The organism is Paenibacillus sp. MER 180, from assembly GCF_023713665.1.
Taxonomy (GTDB): domain Bacteria; phylum Bacillota; class Bacilli; order Paenibacillales; family Paenibacillaceae; genus Paenibacillus_B; species Paenibacillus_B suaedae.
Genome location: NZ_JAMAVT010000012.1, coordinates 1 through 20,021, shown reverse-complemented (window position 1 = coordinate 20,021; position 20,021 = coordinate 1). Strand labels below are relative to the sequence as shown.

Sequence of the window (20,021 nt, the reverse complement as noted above, 5' to 3'; positions counted from 1 at the left end):
TTATTTGATTTTGCCAGGATCCACCCCTAAATATAGCACACCCAATTGACTGCAATTCCTCACGGAGAGATCACCTTGATGTGCTCTTATGCATCCTTATTTATCTTACAGGAATCGTGATATGCCATTCCAAGGCATCGAGCCCATTCTGATACAGATACTTGAGGTCAACATTTGGGTCGGATTAGTCATCAACATCATCATTGTAGAGTGGATGATAATTCATCGAGTCCCGAAGCGATCAGATCCAAGTAAGGACAAATGAAATTAATACCTTCCTATGCAAAAAAGAGCTTCGTCCATTTGGAAGAGCTCCTTTTGAATGTATAAAGACTCTGATCTACCTAAATCGTAATAGGTCTACTGTTCTTGCTCCGACTTACTCGAGAAGCAAGATGCATACAATTTCAGTTCCTCTTTATTTGTAGCAACGTGACCCTCTAACTTCATTCCGATTTTCTCTAACAGATGACCGGATCGTTCGTTGTCTATCGTGGTGATTGCTACTATGCGTTCTAAACCAAGCGTCGATCGACCGTATTCCAATGTTGCGGTAGCCGCTTCATGGGCGTATCCCCGCCCACGGAACTCAGAGAGGAAGGCAAAGCCGATGTCCACATCTGTCAGGGAGTCCCTCTTGATAAGTCCGCACAATCCGATAGGAGTCGAATCTTCCTTCAATTCCGTCAAAAACAAACCAAAACCTAGTCGCTCATAGCTCTCCATCGGACCATTCACAATATAGTCACGCGCACCCTCAACCGTTCGAATTCCTTTATCGCCGATATAGCGGTGCCATGCTTCATCATTCAAGAGCCTTAACATGAATTCCGCATCATCCAAAGTCAACTTGCGAAGAATTAACTGATTCGTTTCGATAACCGTCAACGCAGCTGCCCCCCAGCCTTATAGTTTACATGTACGAGAAGCCTATATAAAGAATATACAAACATGTAAGCGAATATGTCCCTCGGTGTAGTTGCTAGCTGCATTTAATTAAGAAGCTTCATTCCTATGTAAAATAAACATCCACTGTTTCGTTTCTTTTTGATTTTTGATATCGTCATAGAAAAACTCTTCACTTACTTTTAATTCAAAACCTTCTTTAAATAAAATGTCGAAAATATTAACGTATTCCTCTTCGGTTCTATAGATTGCGCTATATTCATTTTCTAAATCTTCAGAATAAAAATTGTTTAATGTCAATCTTTCTTTCAATGCAATCGGCTCAGATAAATAGATAATACACTCTTTATCAAATCTTTTGATGAGTTTTCCAAGTACATCCTTTACTTCATCATCATTGATGTACATAAATACTCCGCCTGATATAATAAAACGATTAAAATTTTTTTGAACTGGAAATGTAACAGAACCATTCGCTAAGGTAGCGTCAAGAATTTTGTGTAAATGAAAATATCCATCTCTTGTAGAAGACTGTATTAGTCTCTAATGCTGAACATAGCTTGGAGTTCAGCACGTGCTCGGTCAAAGCCAGTATGGCATCGAGTAGCAAACCGTTGGTTGTAGCTCTCGAACTGCGATACCAGAAACTTCTCTAGTGCTTCTTCATGTGGAAATTGCTCTTTTCGCTTTGTATACTTCTTAATTTGTTTGTTAAACGACTCAATGAGATTGGTTGAATAGATGCTTTTCCAAATTGGCTTCGGAAAGCTATAGAACGTAAAGATGTATGGGTTCTCACGCAGAGATTTAATTACCTTGGGATAAACTGCTTTCCATTTCTCACAAAAAGCCTCTAGAGCAGCTTTCCCAGCCTGCTCATCTTCTGCTCGGTACACAGCTTTGAAGTCATCACAGATGCTTGCCCGATCAGATACGCGTACTTTATGAGCAATATTACGTGCTACATGTACGCAGCATGATTGGTATTTGGCCTTTGGATATACTTGCTCAATTGCTGTGACAATGCCCTTTAATCCGTCGGAGATGAACAACAAGACTTCCTCTACACCACGCTCCTTCACGTCCAATAACAGCTCATTCCATACAAAGGCCGATTCGGTTGGAGCAATGGTATACGATAATACCTCCTTAGAACCATCTTCACGAATACCAACGGCAATGTACACGGCCTCTTTGGAGACCGTTTCACGTTTAACTGCAATATAGGTAGCGTCGATGTAGACGCAAACATATCGCTTGGTTAGTGCACGTTTTGCAAAGAATTGGACTTGCTGGGTCATTGCCTTTGTCATATTCGATACCGTCTGTGGAGTATAGTGATGACCATACATTTTTTCAATGAGTTCAGCAATCTCCGTCATCGTTACGCCCTTTTGGAACATGTGGATGACAAACGATTCGAGCGTGTCGTTGGAACATTTATAAGGGGCCACGGTCTGCTGCTTAAACTCTCCATTACGGTCTCGCGGGATCTGAAGCCGCAGGTCTCCATATTCGGTATGAAGTGTACGTATGTATCCGCCGTTACGAGAGTTTCCAGAATTCACTCCAATACGGTCATACTTTTCATAGTCCAAGAAGGCGGTTAATTCTGTTTCTAACAAGCGATTCATAGCTGCCTCAAGATGAGTGCGAAAAACTTCAGTCACATCCTGTTTTGTGACTAGAGCTTGAACCAAATCTGATGTAAAATGATTCATAGGGAAGACCTCTTTTCTATGGATTGTAGTGTGGTAGCTCAATTCTACAAGAAAAGGTCTTCCTTTTTGCTATTTATCTATTTACACAAGATATTTTACGCTCTCTTCGCTAACTCTTGAATCGACGAATGAATAAAATAGGTGGATTCTTTTTTTTCAATATCTTCACGCAGTTGTACAATATCGATGAATTCTTTAACGTAGTCTACACCTACATAAGTATCTACTACAGAAGTAATATATTTAGATATGCGGCCTGTTCCACATCCAACCTCCAGTACAACACTATCTCTATCTATGCTTAAGAGTGGAAATCTGTTCTCTAATTCAAAAGTGGTCCAAGCTCCAATCTTACTTTTGTCTCTATCACCACATAGGACTACAGGTGCATCAATATCAATGGAGGGATCAATCTGAATATGATCATTATATACTCTGGTCAACCAGCATCCTCCTCCAATGGGTGGATTTTTTTCACAACTTTAATTCTCCCCCATCCAAAAATTTAATATATGACGCATAGATATGCCCTTTTCGCTTTTCTATTGGTGGCAACTTCATGTACTCCCCATACATAGAGGATAAAATATCATCATACCCTTTAGGTGCTTGAAATTTGAGACCTTCAAACTCCACCAATATCGTCTCGTCATACCATTCACGTCTGTAAATATGACCAGCCACATTATGACATACTAGGAACGGAGTTTCTTTTTTGTTATAAATACTGGAAAAATAATTAAAAATAGTGATGGTTAGTGTACGGGGGATTAATGATAATACTTTAAATAATACCCTACTGCAGACAGTGCCTGCATTTTTTTTACCTACTTGTGCCCATAATAGTTTCCTGCACATTTTACATATGAGAGTAGTAAGTTTTTGTTTATACTCACCAGATGTCAAATTATCAATTGGGCAAATATCAATAAATATTCCATCCTTTTGTTTAATATGTTCCTGTCCTGCCCGGATAAATGATGTATTTTTTAATCTTAACTTCCCGTAAACCCAATTATAGTGTTCGTCTGTACATTGATTTTGTAAAAAATATCTGTCCTTATTTAATTCTTTTTTGCAAATTTCGCAAAATTGTTCATAATCTTTTCTAAACATATGGATATCTATATCGTCATCCCACGGAATAAATCCTTTATGCCTAATTGCTCCTAGTAACGTGCCACCTGCGAGAAAATACGGTATGTTATTCTTTTTGCATATTTTATCTACTTCTATAAGAAGTTGTAGCATCTCCTCATGTAACTTTTTCAAATCCTCATCATTTAATTTTATATAGTCTATTCCCTCTATCATTTCATATCACCATTTATTACTTTTTCTCTTTCATTGTCCTTCGATGTATAAGCCAAAATTCTCTCATAGTCATCAAAGTAATCTATTTCTGACCAAAACATTCCCTTAACATCAATGGTTTCGATATTTTTTTCTTCTACAAATGAATATAATATATTCTCCCACCATAATTGGTGCTGTTGGCTTCCAATCAAACTATCTAGTTTCTCTTTAAATTCCACCAGGAATTTCCCTTTAATCTTACCTATCCCTACATATTCACAAGTTCGTTCTCTTAAGGGGAGATTCTTCCCGTATTTTTTTATATATCCATTTTCTAAGGTTAAAAAATAATCGCCGACTTCTGTTCTACCGGTGTCTACCATTAGAGCACATTCTTTTTCTGTCTCTATAATTAAATTTAAAATATCATTATCGATATAAACGTCACCATTCATAATAATAGTGTCATCCGTCAATTCTTCTTTGGCAAACCAGAAAGAAGCGATACTATTTGTTACATCGTAGAATGGATTGTAATAATAGGTAACGTCTAGCCCCTCTAACGCTTCATAAATTTTGGTTTCACAGTATCCTACACATACAATGGGTTGAATATTTCTTTCTAAAAACATCATCACACTTCTTCTAATTAACGGTATCCCATCTACCGGCAATACGCATTTGGGAATTTCTTCAATCATTCTTGAAATTCTTGTTCCTCTTCCCGCAGCTAACAAAATAGCCTTCATATTCTACCTGTCCTCCTCTCAACCATTCTCCACGCTTTCGAATTGTTCCCAAAATATACGCATAACATCAATACTCCCGGTTGTTACTCGAATCCAGTCAGTTAGTACAGGTTGGTTATAGGTTTTGATTAAAATATTCTTTTCCTTTAACAATGAAAAAATCTGCTTTGGATCCTTTTTACTTTTGATAAGTACATAGTTCCCAGAATTAAAGTGATATTCATAACCGTGTTTTTTAAGTTTATCTAGTAAATACTCTCTCCCCTGTCTCTCTATCTCTGTCAATGCATCAATAATTTGGGGATTTCCTAATATTTTTTCTGCAAATTTAATCGCAAAACAATTCACTGGGTATGTTGAACATGCTTTTTTTATTTCACTAACTAATTCTTCATTTGAAATGATGTAGCCGATTCGACATCCGGCGATAGAAAGCATCTTTGAAAATGTTCGAAATATCAACACGTTATCGTATTCGTTTGTACAATGTATAAAAGTCTTGGGAGAAAAATAATGATACGCTTCATCAATTACAACCAAAGCACAATTTTCATGAGCTTTTTTTATAATCTCTCTGACTTCATGTTCTTGCCAAGGTGATCCAATAGGACTATTGGGGTTAAGTAAGACCACAATACCGGTATCACTATCAATAGAATCCAGTACACTGTCCAAGGACACTTCAAAATCATCATTAAAAATAACAGGCGCATGTATCATTCCATACATTTTCATATAGACGGAGTACATCTCAAAACTGGGGCTAACTGATACTACTTTCTTACCTGACTCTCCGAAGACTTCGAATAGCAATCGTATTGCATCGTCAGATCCATTTGTCAAACAAATACTTGATGGTTCACAATCCAAATATCCAGCTAATTGTTCAACTAATGATGTCATCTCAGGATACATCGCAACATATTCAGGAGTTATACTTCCCATTACTTGTTCAAAAAACTGTACCGGTAGCCCTTCCGGGTTTTCGTTCATATCCAAACGAATGTAATCTTTACGACTTTCGTTATATGATGTTCTATATAAATTTTTTATATTGGGGTTTACGTAGTACATGTTATAGCACCTCTCTGCATCAAACGTTTGAAAGCTGTTGCATTACCTCACTCTTGATGCTATGGTGAATCTTTTTTCCGCACGTTCCATCCGCATTAGATATGCTCTTTTTAAATCTAGAAACACGGTCTTCTTTTTTAAAATCTTCGTTACGTTCTACCATATTTACAAATTGGGATACTGTTACATCTTGATTTACAAAATAGCAACCAAGATAATCAGAATAATAATATCTATCTTGTTTACTCATGTCTTCACTTAATAATCCTAGAACGGGTTTTCCCGTAATAATATACTGCAGCATAACTGAACTGTAATCACTTATGATACCATCAGAAACAGTGACAGCGGGATAAATATCACTATTATTATCAATTATAATGTTGGGTGACCGTTTTAACTTGCTTACAAGTTTTTCAAAAGTAGCCCATAGATGTGGACGCATTGTCTTTATTGTAATTTCAGTAAGTGGATGTGGACGCCAAATGAAGGCACATTGTTCATAGTCCATGAAGGAATTTAATACTTGCTCTGTTTGTTCAAACCAAGTATCAACGGACAGAAGATCGGCAATTCCTGTATTAAATAAAATTACATGTTTACCTTTTATGACTTGTTCCCAATAGAAAGGAATTTCTTTCTGCTCGCTTTTTTCAATAATCATTGCGTCAAGTTTAGGGGAGCCTAAATTCATTATTTTATGGGGCTCTATTCCATTGGAGATATACCCCTCTTTTGTGTTGTTTGATTGTACAATGATCTTTGTTGCATTTTTGTACGCAGGTAGTAAGTTCATTTTTTTATTCTCAGAACTTCCAGCCACATAATATGGTACGTAAGCTAGCATATCTGTATACTGTGCTAGATTCTCTGAAAAAAAACGAGGGTTAACCATAGTAAGTTTATTGTAATTATCAAACGGATTGTGGATATAAATAATATCTGGACGTCTATTTTCAAAATCATACATTTCAAATAACGTGATATCTATATCTTCTGGGAATTCGTTCCCTTCATAGCAAAACTTAATGAATTCACCCTGCTCATTTTTTTCATAGTATGGAATAGGAACTACGTAACAAGTGCAATTCGGATCGTTTTTTGCTTCTCTATATATACTTTCTAACGAATCCCACATTGAGGACTTATAAGGCATGAACGCTATTTCTATTTCCGTTTTTACATCATTTATGATATAAAGTCTTATATCTTTTATTGTCTTTTTTACTTTTTTTAATAATAAGTCTGTCCCTTTTCCATCTATAAATAATTCAAAATTATGAATTGCATTTTCAATTAAACTGCGAACTTTTTGCTCCTCTTTCATTAAATCAGCGAAGAACACCAAACTATTAATGCAATCTTGCATCATTTCAGTCGTATTGCTCGCACCTCTATTTATTACATAATCAGTGCCTTCTTCTATCGTAGTAATCAACTCTAAAATTTGTTTTTTCTGATTTAAGCGCATACTTTTCTTCACTCCATCAACGTGCATACTACAGACACCTTAGTGACCAAATTAAGGTCAATATTTGAAATACGTGCCCACAGATTCCGTCATTATTTTACCCCTTCACCATCTACAAGGCACTACAAAAATCCCATGGGGTTATGCTCGTATTTTCATGCTACTAGACTTGTCACCTTGTATATACTATCGACAAAATACTACATAAGATTAATAGTAATGACTTGGATGAATTCAGATAACAAATAATAGAGAATTCCAACAACAATAAACAGCCGACCTCCCCAGCCGGCTGTTTTAATTTACAATAATAGTATATTTCCCAATCCTACAAACTTCTATTATGCACAGGATTTAAATCTCCATCCCCATGTCTCGCTTTTGCAATTACTAGATGCCGACTTCCCTCATCTTCACTGTAATTTGCTCGATCCTGCCGTCCATATCTGTCCCCGTAAACTTAGGGAGACTCAACTCGCTCACAATCGCTCCATCACGCATGAACATAATGCGCTCCGTCCGTGCCGCAACCTTGGCGTCGTGAGTAACAAGCATGACAGCAGTACCTGCTTCGTTGATTTTAGAAAAGATGTCCATAATCTCCTGTGCCGACTTCGAATTAAGCGCACCCGTAGGTTCATCGCCAAAAATAATTTTGGGACTGTTCATAAGCGCACGGCATATCCCTGCACGCTGAAGCTGACCACCCGACACCTGTGTAATGTCGCGCTTTTCTAGCTCCGCAATGCCTACCCTCTTCATGAGTGCCCTTGCCTTTTCCGTAATTTGTGCAGCATTCTTTCGATTGTCCCTCATAGAGGGAAGAATGATATTGTCGAGGATATTCAGGTTTTTCAACATCGTCGGCTGTTGGAAGACAAACCCCATTTTTGTTCTGCGTATATCAGACAACTCGTTCTCGCCAATCTCCGCTAAATTCTTATCGTCCATGATGACTTTACCGCCATTTACGCCATCTGTTCCGCTCAGTGCGAACATCAGTGTTGATTTTCCCGATCCTGAAGGTCCCATGACCGCGACGAATTCGCCTTCATTAATTTCAACGGATACACCGTCGAGAACATTCCGCTTCTCATCACCCTCGCCGAAAGATTTTACGAGTTGATCGCCGATAATGATCTTCTTCATATGCCTACTCCTTTATACTTTCGGAAATTTTGATTTGCCCTGCTCTCGATGTACCTATGATGGTTGCGATAAGCACAGTACCGATCATCATTAGTGGGCTAAGCAGATATGCTGACAGTGGATTGACCGTAAATTGGAACGCCGACGCCCCAAAGTAAGAGACCATTGCCCCCGCAAGCATCTCTCCGAGCGTATTGGCTAGAAGCGTTCCAAGGACAATGCCCACAATCAGCACGAACACGGAACGCGTCACATACTGCGCCTGAATATCCGAATTTGTAAAACCGAATGCCTTCATAACGGCAATGGAGTATCTATCCTTTGCAACAAGCAGTTTCATAAACAACAAGGTAACCAGTACCGCTATCAACAACGCAACGGCAATTGCGGAATAGGATGCCTTGCCAACAGCACTGATTGTCGAGCCAAATGTCTGTGCCATAAACTCATCGATGTCTGACACCTTTGCAAAAGGGAATTTATCCGTGTATTCCGAAACTTTACTACCGATTAGCGATTTGTCGGCAATCACCGCACTGATCACAACCCACATCATCTCTGCCGACTGATCGGTAAACACCGCCTTTGCGGTTTTGCCTCCATTGGTAATGTCAGAATAAATGCCGCTTACCTTGAGATTTTTTTCTTTCCCTTCTATCACCAGAGTCATGGTATCGCCGACTTTTTTGTCGAGCTCTTTGGCGTTCATGACCGACAGCGCCACTTCATCTTCTACACGTGGAGCCGTACCCTCTGAATATTGCACTGGGAATACGGAATGGTCTCCGAGCTCGATTTTTACCCTTTCCTCCGAGCCATTCTCCATCTTAGCTTTAAATGTTTTGGTTGTGAGTACCGCATACTTGGAGATCGCGCTATCGCTGCTCATTGTTTTGAGCATTTCAGCTGCCTTCTCAGACATATGGTCAGTCTGCTGTATATCGATGCGCATATCGCTGTTGCCTATCCCCATATATTTGATGAAGCTTTTTGAGGAAATGGTGTTGTAGAGGTTCTGAGGAACGATGATGATAAATGCCGAAATCACCAACACGGCAAGCATTGTAACGTATAGCTTCTTCCTCGCAAGCACATCTTTGATACCAAGAAAAGCATTGGTATGGAACAGTTTGTTGTTACTCAGATTGAAGCGTTTTGCGCCCGAGGCCTTTTCCTGAGAGGTTCCATATCGAATGGCTTCGGCAGCGGATATTTTCCGGAAGCGTCTTAGCACTCCATTTACAAAAGCAATAATTGCCCCAAATACAAGCAGTACGCCGATTACCCCGAACAGCATAGCAAGAGAAGTGTTCTCGCTTTCTCCCATATACATGCGGATATTTTCAAGGAGCATCCCTTTGAATACAAAAGAAAGTGCATAACCGAGCACACAGCCTGCCGCTGCAATCGCCGCATACTTTACCAGATAAATTCCCTTGATATCGGAAATGCGGAGCCCTATCGCCTTCATCACGCCAATCTCGCGGTAATCGTCTTCGATCTTCGCCAGGAGTGTAAAGCGGATGCACATCAATGCGATTGCTACAACAAGTACGCTGACTAGAAGAATCACTCCTATCATCATCCCGTCGGAAATCGCGTTAAGTGTTTTGAAGAGAGAATATGTAATCGCTGGCCCGTTCGCTTCGAGTCCAGAAGAGGCATAAGCCGTTTCGAATTCACTGGTCTTAGACAAATCCTTGAGTCTAAACTCGATCAAGTACTCGACGTTCCCTGCATGTTTTAACTCCTCATAATCATGCTTGCTGACCAGCATTCGCTTCGAAGAAGCTAACGAGGAATTCATTTGCGAATCTCGAAGCATGCCCGCAACCGTGAACTCCTTCCCGCTTATGTTCGCCTTGTCGCCAATCTTCGTGATTCCGTCCTTGATGTAGCTGATCGGAACGTACAGTTCCCCATCGGATGCTTGGATAGGACTGCCGTCAAGATTCAAGAGGAAGTCGAACTTCTCGCTCTGGACAGTAAGACCATTGTCCTGCACACTATTAGCAAGTGAACGATTGCCAAAGCGGAATTGCGAGCCGTCCATATTCAAAAACTCAAGCACTTGAAAGTCTTCAACATTAGCATCTTGCTCCGCAAAAGCATTCAGCCGTGCTGTGTTAAGTGCACCTGAATGCATCTGCATAAAATGCGGCGTTTTCGCCTGAATCATAAGTGTGTCTAGCGCGCCTGTTAGATTGACGATGAGAATTGCCGCCAGTGAGACAAGCATTGCCGCAGCGGCAACAAATATCATCGTTGTCAGGGTTATTGCCTTGCTCTTCAACATGTCATTACGGATTATCCTGAAATGCATACGTCACCTCTGTTCCTTGAACTTCTTAACCGATTTCAAGTCGTACAGAATCACAAAAGCCATGCAGAACAAAATCGCAGCAATAAGTCAGCGATGTTCATAAGTAACCTAAGCAACCCTTCCCTGTTATCTGTCACTAGTCATATGGCTATCTTCCCTGAAGATAGAACGAGAACTTATATGTTCCGGCTCCGTTTGAAACTAGGACGTTTTGGTCGGATACGAAGCCTTCATGATCTCAAGAAAAAATTCACAATTTTTCCGAATGATGTAGTTCTATTTGACTACTCGGCATGTATTCCGTTTATGTTACCGAACATCTTCATCGTGTGAATTAGACTTCCCTCTGCAGCCCCAAGCAGTCTCTCTATGTTATAAACAAATGCCTGCATACGTAACATCCGCTCTTCATCCGTCAATTCAACCACATCATCATCCAACACGTTATTTGCATAGATCACGATCATCTCCATGCATTCATATGGGAATGGCGTATTGAACATGCCTTCCTGGATACCTTCGCGGATAATTTCCGCCAGTATCGGCGTAACGCCGTTAATGATGACCTTCTGTATTTTCTGATGCATAAGTGCGTTCTGCGGCTTGTGAATATGCTCCATTATCTCCTTGCTGCTCCCACCGCTTATGTTCAGCGCCATCACTACACGGATAATACGCTCGACTACAGGGATGCTCTTGTCAGCAGCAATATCCTGCGCCGCACCTAATAGACGGACATTGTAACGCTCGATCAGCGCGTCTAATATATCCTCCTTCGATTTAAAGTGGTGATATAAGGTCCCACGTGCAATCCCGACCTTATCGAGGATATCGTTTGTACTTGCACCGTCAAAGCCTTTCAGGCCAAAAAGCTCATCCGCTGCGTCAAGAATTTCATTTCTACGCTCTTCGGCTTCTTTTACAATTCTCATCCATATACCTCTTTCTTTAGTAGACCGACTGCCTGTCTGTTAAATGTTAACATAAACCAATCTATTAAAAAAGGACTTTTGCCCTAAAAAACTTGAATACATGGAAGGGTTTAATAAGTATCCCTTAACGCTTTTGTTGGGTATTAAAAAAGCTCAGACCTAATCAGGTCGAGCTTTTGTGATGATTACTGACATAACCTATCCCTCCGAATCCAATGATTTGTATGTAATCAAGGAATATTTCGGCAAAGGGCAAGGGCATTCCTTCCAAACCTATGAAATTCGAAAGGTTTGTCTTCTCATCCACATCGTGGCGACCCACTTTTCGCCTTTGCTTACAGGTGTACCTGCATGCAGGGTAAGTTCGTTTAATTCAGGATTACTGTAAAAATATTCGAAGTAGACCGCCATGCCTTTATTAGGGAACACGGATAAATTAAGCTTAGGGAAGGTCGTTTCTCCGCCTTCCTCCACATCATTCAGATACATAACTAGTGTACTAATTCGATTATTGCCACTTGCCCGACTCGTCTCAGCGAAGTAATCATAATGCGGTTTATACTCCTGACCGGGGGTATAGAGCAGCACTTGCAAACCATCACCATGCTCGATCGGAATATTCATGATATGAGCGATTCGCTTCTCAATCCTTGCGACCGACTCACTGTCTTCACAAAATACTCCACTGCTCGTTCTAATTTGATTGACTGAACGGTCTTCTCCGATTTTGGAGCGCTGCAGCCGATCTCTTGAGTGTTCAATCAGTTCATCGCACTCTTCATTACTAAGGACATTTCCTAGTACCACAACCAAGGGCTCCTCATATTTGGCAAGGATTCGAATCTCTCGATCTTCTGTCTTGATAGTGCTTCCGACATGATCAAAAATAGTACGTTCTTTCTCCGTCGCGTTCCCGATCATCCTTAGGTATCCCCCAGTTAATGACATCAATCACAAAAATAAGATACCATAAAATGGTCATTCCGCTCTACTAATTTTTAGAAAGGTACAGACCACTTTCACCTTTACCTCTACATTCCGAATCATACATTCCTGATTCACAACTAATACGCAGCCGCAATATAATGTTTCTAGGCTGTATGTGACGAAAATACACGAGCATTCAGTCAAACGTTATCATTGTTATTGTTTTCATCTGGTGGTTGACGTTGTCTTTATGATAAAGAGTGGAACGGGTGATATCATTATGATCTATACGGCTCTTGGGGACTCCATCACATTTGGGGAAAATGCTTCTTCACTAGCACAGTCTTATCCCCGATTGATCGTCTCTGCGTTACATTCAAAATCATGCAGAGCCCAAGGCTTTGTTCTGGCTCAGCCTGGTTGGAACAGCTATAATCTATTGGATGCTTTGATTTGGCGCGGGGCCCCTGTAATCAGCCATTCCTCTGTCGTTTCGGTATGGATTGGCGGGGTGGACTTAGCGAACACGGCACTAGCCGCGCTTAGATCTAAAACAGCACCGGAAGTAAAACATATGATTGCAAACTATGAACGCAATTTAAGCTCCATTTTCACTACAATTCAAGCAGGAAGCTGTGCTCGAATCGTTTGCTGCACCCAATACAATCCATTTCCCAAAAGCCCTCTTGCCGTTGATGCGGTAAGCAAATTAAACCTTCTAATCAGTGAAATTTCCAATCATTTTAATGTTACGGTAGCTCCCGCCCATAAGTGGTTTGAAAGGAAGCAGGCCGAGCTTATCTATGGATTTCAACATGGAAAGATTGAAGATGCACTGGGTGGATTTTTGCCGATACACCCGAACAACAGGGGCCATCAAGTGATTGCAGCGAAGTTGGCGCCATATCTTTTCCCAAACAATCCCCCGCTTTTTACTTAACGAATAAGTTCTAGTATAATAGCGAAGAATGAAATTAGTACAAATCCAAAGGAGGGATTGCACATGGATATCAAAGCAAAAATTGAAGAAGTCGTTGCTAAAGTCAAAAACGACCCAGACTTCTCATCTAAATTTATGAGTGATCCTGTCTCGGCGATCGAATCTGTAATAGGGATTGACCTGCCAAATGATCAGATCAATGCATTGATCGAGGGTGTAAAAGCGAAATTGACCGTAGATAAAGCCAGCGGTGTTTTTGATTCGATCAAGAAGCTGTTCTAATTTGTACATAACAAGTTGAGCAGTTCTCATACAAAGGGGATATACAAAGTCATTTGAAATGACCTGTATATTCCCTTTTTCGCATTTTTGCAGCTGCTTAACTGGCCATGGCCGGAATCCTAATATAGCAATATCGGTGGGTGCATGATATGGTAATACAGGAAACTATTATTAGAAAGAAGGAATTGAATGATTTATAAAGCAGATCACAATGTAAGACAAAAATTGGTGCCTATGTTCGAACATATGGATAGCACGATTGTTCTCTCTTATCTCCAAGGACATATGGGTGACGCTTGGGTAGACAACCTTGAGAATCCAACTGTTGCTCAAATCACTGTGGGGATTTTTGTGTTTTATGCGGGGAACCCCAGCGCAGAAGAATCTGAAGAATTACTTCACAATCTTCCTGAATTTACGCTTGCAATTGTTGATTCGGATGGATGGAAAAAGCGGATAGAAACGGTTTACAAAGGATCCTATGAGAAATTTCAGCGATTCAGATTTAAAAAAGATTCTGGGGATTTGGATAGAGCACACATACAGAGTCTACTGTCTGCATTACCTGAAGAATATGAAATTAAAAAAATCGATAAAGAGATAGCTAGCGCCCCTTCCTTACATGAGCTCTCAGAAGACTTTGTCAGTCAGTTTGATTCGATTGATGATTTTATGGAAAGAGGAATCGGGTATGCTATTTTACATAAAGGGCAGGTTGTTTCTGCGGCAACATCATTTAGCATCTATGATGACGGAATCGAGATCGAAATTGCGAGTCACCCTAACCATAGAAGGAAGGGACTTGCAGCAACTGTTGCCTCTGTACTGATTTTAGATTGTCTGGATAGAGGGAAATACCCGAGTTGGGATGCGGCGAATGCTGAGTCTGTTGAGCTAGCAAAAAAGCTGGGATACACGTTCAAGGAATCTTATGACACATATTTTATTAATAACAAAGTGAACAGAAACCAACCTTAGATCCTCTAACATTTCTTTATACACCTGTAATGTGTAAATCTTCTCCTTTAACTGATCATATTATGAAATGTATTATTTTTTTGCGTATTTACAATAATGATCTAGGGGAAACAAAAAGCATGCATAATAGGATTTTAGAAAATCAAAACGTAGGAGGTAATCATGGGCAGAATCGTTCATTTTGAAATTCATGTAGATGACATGGAACGTGCTAAGAAATTTTATGGAGAGGTATTTGGATGGACATTTGAGGATTGGAGCGATTATGCTGGAATGCCCTATTTCGGAGCTACGACTGGGGATGCAAATGAACTGGGCATTAACGGGGCTTTGATGCAACGTAAAGGCACTACCCCTGAATCAGGTCAGCCTTTGAATGGCTATGCATGTACAATGGGAGTGGAAGACTACGATTCTACTGAAACAAAAATTCTAAAGCTAGGAGGAAAAGTCGCATTGCCGAAGCATGCACTACCCGGAATGGCATGGCAGGGGTATTATATTGACACCGAGGGAAATACTTTTGGGATTCATCAGCCAGATAAGAATGCAAAATAGAATTTTTCCCTTTACACATAGAAAAACCCGGCCGCTTGAGAGGTCGGGTTTTTCAGGTATACCTTATTTTATATACGTGAGAGATGCTTCATTAATATCGTACAAGGTACCTTTATTGCTTTCAACAAGCTACCCCTCATCTTCTGAATAGATCGTCACTCCCCTATAGGCATCTGCATACGATGGAGAAAATGAACAAATCTAAATTGGAGGTCACGACCATGAGCTTGCAACAACAGGGGCAACAAGAACAAACACTGTATCGAATGGATCCAACGACTATGCATAACGTAAGATCCATTCAAGATCACATAGGAAATATATGCCGCAACCATATGAATAAACTTGTTCTAGTGGAGACGATGGATGGCGATGTTTTTGAAGGGTTGCTTATCCACTGTGAAAGAGGAATTTTATACTTACGACTTCCAAGCCATGGGACTAGTCGCGGTTTTGTTCCTGGTTTCCAAAATGATTTCGTCTTGCCCCTAGTGCTGTTCAATTTACTCGCCATTTCATTAATATAGGCCTGATCAAGCCTAATCTAAGGAGTGAAATCTTATGGCATTTATGTCGCCTCAAGGACCACAAGGAATACAGCAGGCACCATCATCCCCTCCTCCACAATTTGCACCACCACAACCCCCAGCTACAGCGTTCGCCATCGACCCCGGAGCTATTTCCGGTTGTTTATTCCGCAACACGTATGTGTGGTTGAGAAATGGGAACTCGTTCTGGTTCTTCCCGACCTTTGTAGGACGTAGATCCGTTGCAGGTTTTAGATGGACCGGTTTTGGATGGATGTTTACTGGAGTCGATTTAAGAAGCATTGTGTCATTTACATGTTTTTAGAGAAGAAAATAACGGCCCAGTACCTTACCGGTGCTGGGCTTTTGCATATGGGTAACCCACAAATTTAAAATCTTTACCTAATGGCTGCACACTGACATTGTGAAGCTCTACAGCGCCACTCATCTTTTCGATCCCTCTCCCGCCGAGAAAGGACGATGCATTCCGACCACCTATCAGCTTCGGAGCCATGTAAATAATGACTTTGTCGATGAGTTTATTCTCAAAAAAGGCTGCATTGATTTCACCCCCGCCTTCTATCAAAACGGAAGAAATCATCTCCCTGCCCAAAAGCTGAATAACTTCGATTGGATTGACCCTGCCCGTCTGTTCCGTAACAAAGACTTTAACACCTGCCTTTTCTAATGCCGCCTTCTTCTCGACGTCGTGAGAAGTTGTTGTGAACACCCAAGTGGGGGCTTTTCCATCTATAACCACCTTAGCATCCAAAGGTAACCGTAAAGAGGAATCCAAAACCACGCGTATCGGATTCCTACCGTTAGGTAACCTTGTTGTAAGCTCGGGGTCATCTATAAGCACCGTGTTGACGCCAACTAAGATCGCGGCATTCTGATTGCGAAGAACGTGGACATCTTCCCGAGCCGCTTCTGAAGTAATCCATTTGCTATCGGAAGAGTAGCTATTGATTTTCCCATCCATCGTGATAGCTGTTTTTAAAGTTACAAACGGAATATGCTGGACAATGAATTTATTGAAAACCTCATTCATTTGGTAAGATTCTTCTTCACATACTCCCGTGATGACTTCGATTCCTGCCTCCCGGAGTATATCCACCCCTCTCCCCGAAACGAGCGGGTTAGGGTCAAGTGCTGCGATCACCACTTTTTTAATGCCTGCTTCAACAATAGCAACTGCGCATGGCCCTGTTCTGCCATAATGGGAACAAGGCTCAAGCGTCACATAGATGGTCGCTCCCCGCGTAAGCTCTCCAGCCATGCGGATCGCATGGATTTCGGCATGGGGTTCGCCTGCCTTCATATGAACCCCGATGCCCACGATGCGGTTTTCGTTGACAATCACAGACCCTACAAGCGGGTTGGGATCAGTCTGCCCCTTCATGACCTTTGCATTCTGTATGGCCAGCCGCATATAGAATTCATGGTTATTCATCATTGTTGCAGGAGCCATTCCCTTCGTTTATATGTCCCGACCGCTCGATTTTGGTTTTTAAGTATTTTTCATTATATTCCGATACATCCCCCCAAAGCTGTACCCGATCTTCCACTGCCATGCCTGCGTTTCGAAGCGCATCAATCTTTTTAGGGTTATTGGTTATTAGTGTAACCGGTTTGGTCCGAAGGACATTTAGTACTTGTATCGCATCACTATAGTCACGGGCATCGTCAACAAATCCAAGTTTAAGATTGGCATCTACGGTATCGTAACCATTTTGCTGAAGGATATAAGCCAGCGCTTTACTGAAAAGCCCGATCCCTCTGCCTTCGTGGTTGGCAAGATAAAACAGCGCGCCAGTTCCATGTTCGGCAATATGCACCAATGACTGCTCTAGCTGATATCCGCAATCACAGCGTTTGCTGCCGAAAATATCCCCCGTGTGGCAAATGGAATGGAACCGGATTAAAGCATGATCTACATTCTCGAAGTCTCCGTGCACCAGCACACTCGATTGTTGAAATTCAGCTAAATTCACATTCGATAATTTGGCAACAATATGCTCAAAATCTTCCGTTACCTCGCTGCAATTCAACCAGCAATACCATTTAAACTGAACGGTCTCCCCCCGCAAATTAATCGGAAGGTTTATTGGCCCGACCAGATAAATGGCACCGTTTTCCGTATTGATCATTTTAATTCTCTCTTGTAGAAGAGAAATGACTTTGGGATCAAACTCCTTAACAGCAGGCATTAACACAACTCCTCTTTTAACCAATGTTTATGTCTTATTATGAACGAAACAACTTTTATACCCTGTTAATGGTTAAACCAGCATCCCACCTAAGCCAATCCAGAACATCACGTTGATTTTCTTCCGAAACGCCATGGTCGGTCGGGTATATCTTTAATGTGATTCGTTGCGTGTGTTCCTTTAAATATGTCGCCGTTTCATGCACGATCCTGACTGGGAATACGGAATCATACTCACCGTGCGAGACAAATACCGATACATTATTCAGACTTCGAAGTGAATATTCCGTCTTTACAAAGTCAGGAATGTATCCATTCAACGCAACGATTCCCTTTAGTTGATCTCCCATTGTAAGTGCAAGCGTCATGGATAAAATGGCGCCTTGACTGAAGCCGAGCAAGTAACATTTGTCCGGATCGATCGGATACTTATCCATCGCATATTGAATGAAAGCTTCAAGTTGTTTTACCGCCTCATCAAACATCTCTCGAATGGGATTGCCCAAACTTTTCAGTTCGTAATATTGATATCCTGCACCAAGCGGTAGATTACCGCGAATCCCAATGACAATCAAATCATCACTTATAGGTGCTACCAAGCCAAACATATTTCTTTCATTAGAACCTTTACCGTGCAGCGTAAAAATAACCGGGTATTTCTTATTCGGTACTACATTGGCAGGCAGGTGAACGTCATATTGGTAAAACGGAGTCATTTGAACCACCCTTTTTGAGACGCTTTTCCTGCCATAATAATGCGGTCAAGCGAGAATGGCGACCGGTCGGCCACTGCAAGGTATAAAGAAACCATCATAAATCCAAGATCCAACTCATAGCCAGCCATCTGAGCATTGCCAAGAAGTCCGGCGGAGAGTTTTGCAGTCAGTATTGCACCAATAAGCATTACTACGAATAACGCCGATACATAACGGGTAAACAATCCCGCTATCAGCATAATACCGCCCACAAGCTCAAGCAGCGCCACGATATAAGCCGCAAATCCAGGGATACCAATGGAACTGAACCACGCCTCAACATTAGTCATGCCCATTTGAAATTTCGCGATACCATGAAACATAAATATGATTCCTAGCACTACACGCATAATAATTGTTACTGCAGCTGTCTTCGTCAAACAAATCACCCTCAAAATAATATTAGTCATAAAGAAATAAAATTCATATTAGTAATACTAATCAAAAGCAAGTAGCGTGTCAACAAAAAAATTGCTAATATATAATTATATTTGTTATCACTAATATTAAAGAGGTGCAGTCCTATGGATATTGGCTCCACAATACGTGCTATCCGAAAACGAAAAAATATAACTATTGCTCAAATCTGCGAAGAAACTGGTCTATCACAAGGATTCATGAGTCAAGTGGAAACTAATAAGACTTCCCCTTCCATATCAACTCTAGAAAACATCGCAAAAGCACTAAAAGTACCTTTAGCTTACTTGCTATTAAAGAAAGAAGATCGGATGAATATTGTTCGTAAAGATGAGCGAAGCATTACGACAAGCGGTTCTGATAAGTTAACAGTGCAGCACTTAAGCTCTACGAAGAACGTAAGGATGATGGTCGTTGAGTTTCCTCCAGGGGCTTCGACGGGGATTGCTCCACATGCGCATGAAGGTGAGGAGGTTCATATTGTCATTGAGGGAAGAATCTACGCGGAGCAGGGAGAAGACGCGGCTGAATTTGAAAAAGGTGATTCCTTCAGTTGGAACGCATGTACACCCCATTTGGTGAAAAACATCGGTGATGACACTGCCATCGTTCTAATATCCATCTATACGGAGAACGACAACAATCGGGAGCTCATCTAACTATAAGCGATGTTCGTAGGAATCGAGTAGGAGGCTACCCATTAATTGAGTAGCCGACCTCTCACACCACCGTACGTACCGTTCGGTATACGGCGGTTCAATCGTTTGAGTGCAATTTGCGAAGATGCTCGTACCGAGCAGGGAAGTC

General features: G+C 41.0%; 22 protein-coding genes. 6 read left to right on the top strand and 16 right to left on the bottom strand.

Annotated elements, in window-relative coordinates; genetic code table 11:
* Nucleotides 1–360 precede the first annotated feature (360 nt).
* The 12 genes from M3661_RS19230 to M3661_RS19175 all read right to left on the bottom strand — a co-directional run bounded on the left by M3661_RS19230 (nucleotide 361) and on the right by M3661_RS19175 (nucleotide 12,542).
* Complete coding sequence (locus tag M3661_RS19230) at nucleotides 361–888, bottom strand: GNAT family N-acetyltransferase (RefSeq protein WP_251487672.1); 528 nt, start codon at nucleotides 886–888, stop codon at nucleotides 361–363.
* A 108-nt stretch (nucleotides 889–996) separates the two neighbouring features.
* Nucleotides 997–1,314, bottom strand: a complete 318-nt coding sequence (locus M3661_RS19225) for a hypothetical protein (RefSeq protein ID WP_251487670.1) — start codon at nucleotides 1,312–1,314, stop codon at nucleotides 997–999.
* 128 nt (nucleotides 1,315–1,442) lie between these two features.
* Entirely contained in the window at nucleotides 1,443–2,627 is a 1,185-nt protein-coding gene (locus M3661_RS19220) for an IS256 family transposase (RefSeq protein WP_251487666.1), read from the bottom strand.
* 95 nt (nucleotides 2,628–2,722) lie between these two features.
* Nucleotides 2,723–3,070, bottom strand: a complete 348-nt coding sequence (locus tag M3661_RS19215) for a methyltransferase domain-containing protein (protein ID WP_251487663.1) — start codon at nucleotides 3,068–3,070, stop codon at nucleotides 2,723–2,725.
* A gap of 31 nt (nucleotides 3,071–3,101) precedes the next feature.
* Complete coding sequence (locus tag M3661_RS19210; RefSeq protein WP_251487660.1) at nucleotides 3,102–3,941, bottom strand: LicD family protein; 840 nt, start codon at nucleotides 3,939–3,941, stop codon at nucleotides 3,102–3,104.
* Entirely contained in the window at nucleotides 3,938–4,672 is a 735-nt protein-coding gene (locus M3661_RS19205) for a phosphocholine cytidylyltransferase family protein (RefSeq protein ID WP_251487658.1), read from the bottom strand. The genes M3661_RS19210 and M3661_RS19205 overlap by 4 nt, the downstream gene beginning before the upstream one ends.
* An 18-nt stretch (nucleotides 4,673–4,690) precedes the next feature.
* The gene (locus tag M3661_RS19200; protein ID WP_251487654.1) at nucleotides 4,691–5,746 is read right to left on the bottom strand and encodes a pyridoxal phosphate-dependent aminotransferase; all 1,056 of its coding nucleotides are present in this window, start codon (nucleotides 5,744–5,746) and stop codon (nucleotides 4,691–4,693) included.
* Between the two features lie 19 nt (nucleotides 5,747–5,765).
* Entirely contained in the window at nucleotides 5,766–7,244 is a 1,479-nt protein-coding gene (locus M3661_RS19195) for a CDP-glycerol glycerophosphotransferase family protein (protein ID WP_251487651.1), read from the bottom strand.
* Nucleotides 7,245–7,607: 363 nt separating this feature from the next.
* Nucleotides 7,608–8,366: an ABC transporter ATP-binding protein gene (locus tag M3661_RS19190; RefSeq protein WP_251487648.1), complete on the bottom strand. Its 759-nt coding sequence runs from the start codon at nucleotides 8,364–8,366 to the stop codon at nucleotides 7,608–7,610.
* 4 nt (nucleotides 8,367–8,370) lie between these two features.
* Complete coding sequence (locus M3661_RS19185) at nucleotides 8,371–10,689, bottom strand: ABC transporter permease (RefSeq protein ID WP_251487644.1); 2,319 nt, start codon at nucleotides 10,687–10,689, stop codon at nucleotides 8,371–8,373.
* A 284-nt stretch (nucleotides 10,690–10,973) separates the two neighbouring features.
* Complete coding sequence (locus M3661_RS19180) at nucleotides 10,974–11,621, bottom strand: TetR/AcrR family transcriptional regulator (protein WP_251487641.1); 648 nt, start codon at nucleotides 11,619–11,621, stop codon at nucleotides 10,974–10,976.
* A 273-nt stretch (nucleotides 11,622–11,894) separates the two neighbouring features.
* On the bottom strand, nucleotides 11,895–12,542 hold the full coding sequence (locus M3661_RS19175; protein ID WP_251487639.1) for a 2OG-Fe(II) oxygenase: 648 nt from the start codon (nucleotides 12,540–12,542) through the stop codon (nucleotides 11,895–11,897).
* 286 nt (nucleotides 12,543–12,828) lie between these two features.
* Here M3661_RS19175 and M3661_RS19170 point away from each other — a divergent pair, with 286 nt between their 5' ends.
* The 5 genes from M3661_RS19170 to M3661_RS19150 all read left to right on the top strand — a co-directional run bounded on the left by M3661_RS19170 (nucleotide 12,829) and on the right by M3661_RS19150 (nucleotide 15,833).
* Complete coding sequence (locus M3661_RS19170) at nucleotides 12,829–13,488, top strand: SGNH/GDSL hydrolase family protein (RefSeq protein WP_251487636.1); 660 nt, start codon at nucleotides 12,829–12,831, stop codon at nucleotides 13,486–13,488.
* 63 nt (nucleotides 13,489–13,551) lie between these two features.
* The gene (locus M3661_RS19165; RefSeq protein ID WP_028533469.1) at nucleotides 13,552–13,770 is read left to right on the top strand and encodes a hypothetical protein; all 219 of its coding nucleotides are present in this window, start codon (nucleotides 13,552–13,554) and stop codon (nucleotides 13,768–13,770) included.
* A 189-nt stretch (nucleotides 13,771–13,959) separates the two neighbouring features.
* The gene (locus tag M3661_RS19160; RefSeq protein WP_251487634.1) at nucleotides 13,960–14,748 is read left to right on the top strand and encodes a GNAT family N-acetyltransferase; all 789 of its coding nucleotides are present in this window, start codon (nucleotides 13,960–13,962) and stop codon (nucleotides 14,746–14,748) included.
* A gap of 162 nt (nucleotides 14,749–14,910) precedes the next feature.
* On the top strand, nucleotides 14,911–15,306 hold the full coding sequence (locus M3661_RS19155; protein WP_072730277.1) for a VOC family protein: 396 nt from the start codon (nucleotides 14,911–14,913) through the stop codon (nucleotides 15,304–15,306).
* Nucleotides 15,307–15,527: 221 nt separating this feature from the next.
* Nucleotides 15,528–15,833: a hypothetical protein gene (locus tag M3661_RS19150; protein WP_251487630.1), complete on the top strand. Its 306-nt coding sequence runs from the start codon at nucleotides 15,528–15,530 to the stop codon at nucleotides 15,831–15,833.
* A gap of 349 nt (nucleotides 15,834–16,182) precedes the next feature.
* Here the strand turns inward: M3661_RS19150 and ribD are convergent, their stop codons facing one another.
* From ribD to M3661_RS19130, 4 genes are read right to left on the bottom strand one after another with little or no spacing between them, the layout of a single operon-like run.
* On the bottom strand, nucleotides 16,183–17,286 hold the full coding sequence (gene ribD / locus M3661_RS19145; protein ID WP_251487948.1) for a bifunctional diaminohydroxyphosphoribosylaminopyrimidine deaminase/5-amino-6-(5-phosphoribosylamino)uracil reductase RibD: 1,104 nt from the start codon (nucleotides 17,284–17,286) through the stop codon (nucleotides 16,183–16,185).
* Nucleotides 17,279–18,043, bottom strand: a complete 765-nt coding sequence (locus M3661_RS19140) for a GTP cyclohydrolase II (protein ID WP_251487627.1) — start codon at nucleotides 18,041–18,043, stop codon at nucleotides 17,279–17,281. The genes ribD and M3661_RS19140 overlap by 8 nt, the downstream gene beginning before the upstream one ends.
* 55 nt (nucleotides 18,044–18,098) lie before the next feature.
* Nucleotides 18,099–18,758 (bottom strand): alpha/beta hydrolase, encoded by a 660-nt coding sequence (locus M3661_RS19135; protein ID WP_251487624.1) that lies wholly within the window; start codon nucleotides 18,756–18,758, stop codon nucleotides 18,099–18,101.
* Nucleotides 18,755–19,207, bottom strand: a complete 453-nt coding sequence (locus M3661_RS19130; RefSeq protein ID WP_251487621.1) for a DoxX family protein — start codon at nucleotides 19,205–19,207, stop codon at nucleotides 18,755–18,757. The genes M3661_RS19135 and M3661_RS19130 overlap by 4 nt, the downstream gene beginning before the upstream one ends.
* A gap of 114 nt (nucleotides 19,208–19,321) precedes the next feature.
* On the opposite strand from M3661_RS19130, the gene M3661_RS19125 reads away from it, so the two are divergent.
* Nucleotides 19,322–19,873, top strand: coding sequence for a helix-turn-helix domain-containing protein (locus tag M3661_RS19125; RefSeq protein ID WP_065293112.1), 552 nt, complete (start codon nucleotides 19,322–19,324; stop codon nucleotides 19,871–19,873).
* The last annotated feature ends 148 nt before the right edge of the window (nucleotides 19,874–20,021 follow it).

Bases quoted from the DNA above. Each gene is read 5' to 3' on its own strand.
- M3661_RS19220 (WP_251487666.1), bottom strand. From the start codon at position 2,627: ATGAATCATTTTACATCAGATTTGGTTCAAGCTCTAGTCACAAAACAG.
- M3661_RS19190 (WP_251487648.1), bottom strand. From the start codon at position 8,366: ATGAAGAAGATCATTATCGGCGATCAACTCGTAAAATCTTTCGGCGAG.
- M3661_RS19165 (WP_028533469.1), top strand. From the start codon at position 13,552: ATGGATATCAAAGCAAAAATTGAAGAAGTCGTTGCTAAAGTCAAAAAC.
- M3661_RS19195 (WP_251487651.1), bottom strand. From the start codon at position 7,244: ATGCACGTTGATGGAGTGAAGAAAAGTATGCGCTTAAATCAGAAAAAA.
- ribD (WP_251487948.1), bottom strand. From the start codon at position 17,286: ATGAATAACCATGAATTCTATATGCGGCTGGCCATACAGAATGCAAAG.
- M3661_RS19160 (WP_251487634.1), top strand. From the start codon at position 13,960: ATGATTTATAAAGCAGATCACAATGTAAGACAAAAATTGGTGCCTATG.
- M3661_RS19185 (WP_251487644.1), bottom strand. From the start codon at position 10,689: ATGCATTTCAGGATAATCCGTAATGACATGTTGAAGAGCAAGGCAATA.
- M3661_RS19135 (WP_251487624.1), bottom strand. From the start codon at position 18,758: ATGACTCCGTTTTACCAATATGACGTTCACCTGCCTGCCAATGTAGTA.
- M3661_RS19130 (WP_251487621.1), bottom strand. From the start codon at position 19,207: ATGACTAATATTATTTTGAGGGTGATTTGTTTGACGAAGACAGCTGCA.
- M3661_RS19140 (WP_251487627.1), bottom strand. From the start codon at position 18,043: ATGCCTGCTGTTAAGGAGTTTGATCCCAAAGTCATTTCTCTTCTACAA.
- M3661_RS19200 (WP_251487654.1), bottom strand. From the start codon at position 5,746: ATGTACTACGTAAACCCCAATATAAAAAATTTATATAGAACATCATAT.
- M3661_RS19175 (WP_251487639.1), bottom strand. From the start codon at position 12,542: ATGATCGGGAACGCGACGGAGAAAGAACGTACTATTTTTGATCATGTC.
- M3661_RS19150 (WP_251487630.1), top strand. From the start codon at position 15,528: ATGAGCTTGCAACAACAGGGGCAACAAGAACAAACACTGTATCGAATG.
- M3661_RS19205 (WP_251487658.1), bottom strand. From the start codon at position 4,672: ATGAAGGCTATTTTGTTAGCTGCGGGAAGAGGAACAAGAATTTCAAGA.
- M3661_RS19155 (WP_072730277.1), top strand. From the start codon at position 14,911: ATGGGCAGAATCGTTCATTTTGAAATTCATGTAGATGACATGGAACGT.
- M3661_RS19210 (WP_251487660.1), bottom strand. From the start codon at position 3,941: ATGATAGAGGGAATAGACTATATAAAATTAAATGATGAGGATTTGAAA.
- M3661_RS19170 (WP_251487636.1), top strand. From the start codon at position 12,829: ATGATCTATACGGCTCTTGGGGACTCCATCACATTTGGGGAAAATGCT.
- M3661_RS19225 (WP_251487670.1), bottom strand. From the start codon at position 1,314: ATGTACATCAATGATGATGAAGTAAAGGATGTACTTGGAAAACTCATC.
- M3661_RS19180 (WP_251487641.1), bottom strand. From the start codon at position 11,621: ATGAGAATTGTAAAAGAAGCCGAAGAGCGTAGAAATGAAATTCTTGAC.
- M3661_RS19125 (WP_065293112.1), top strand. From the start codon at position 19,322: ATGGATATTGGCTCCACAATACGTGCTATCCGAAAACGAAAAAATATA.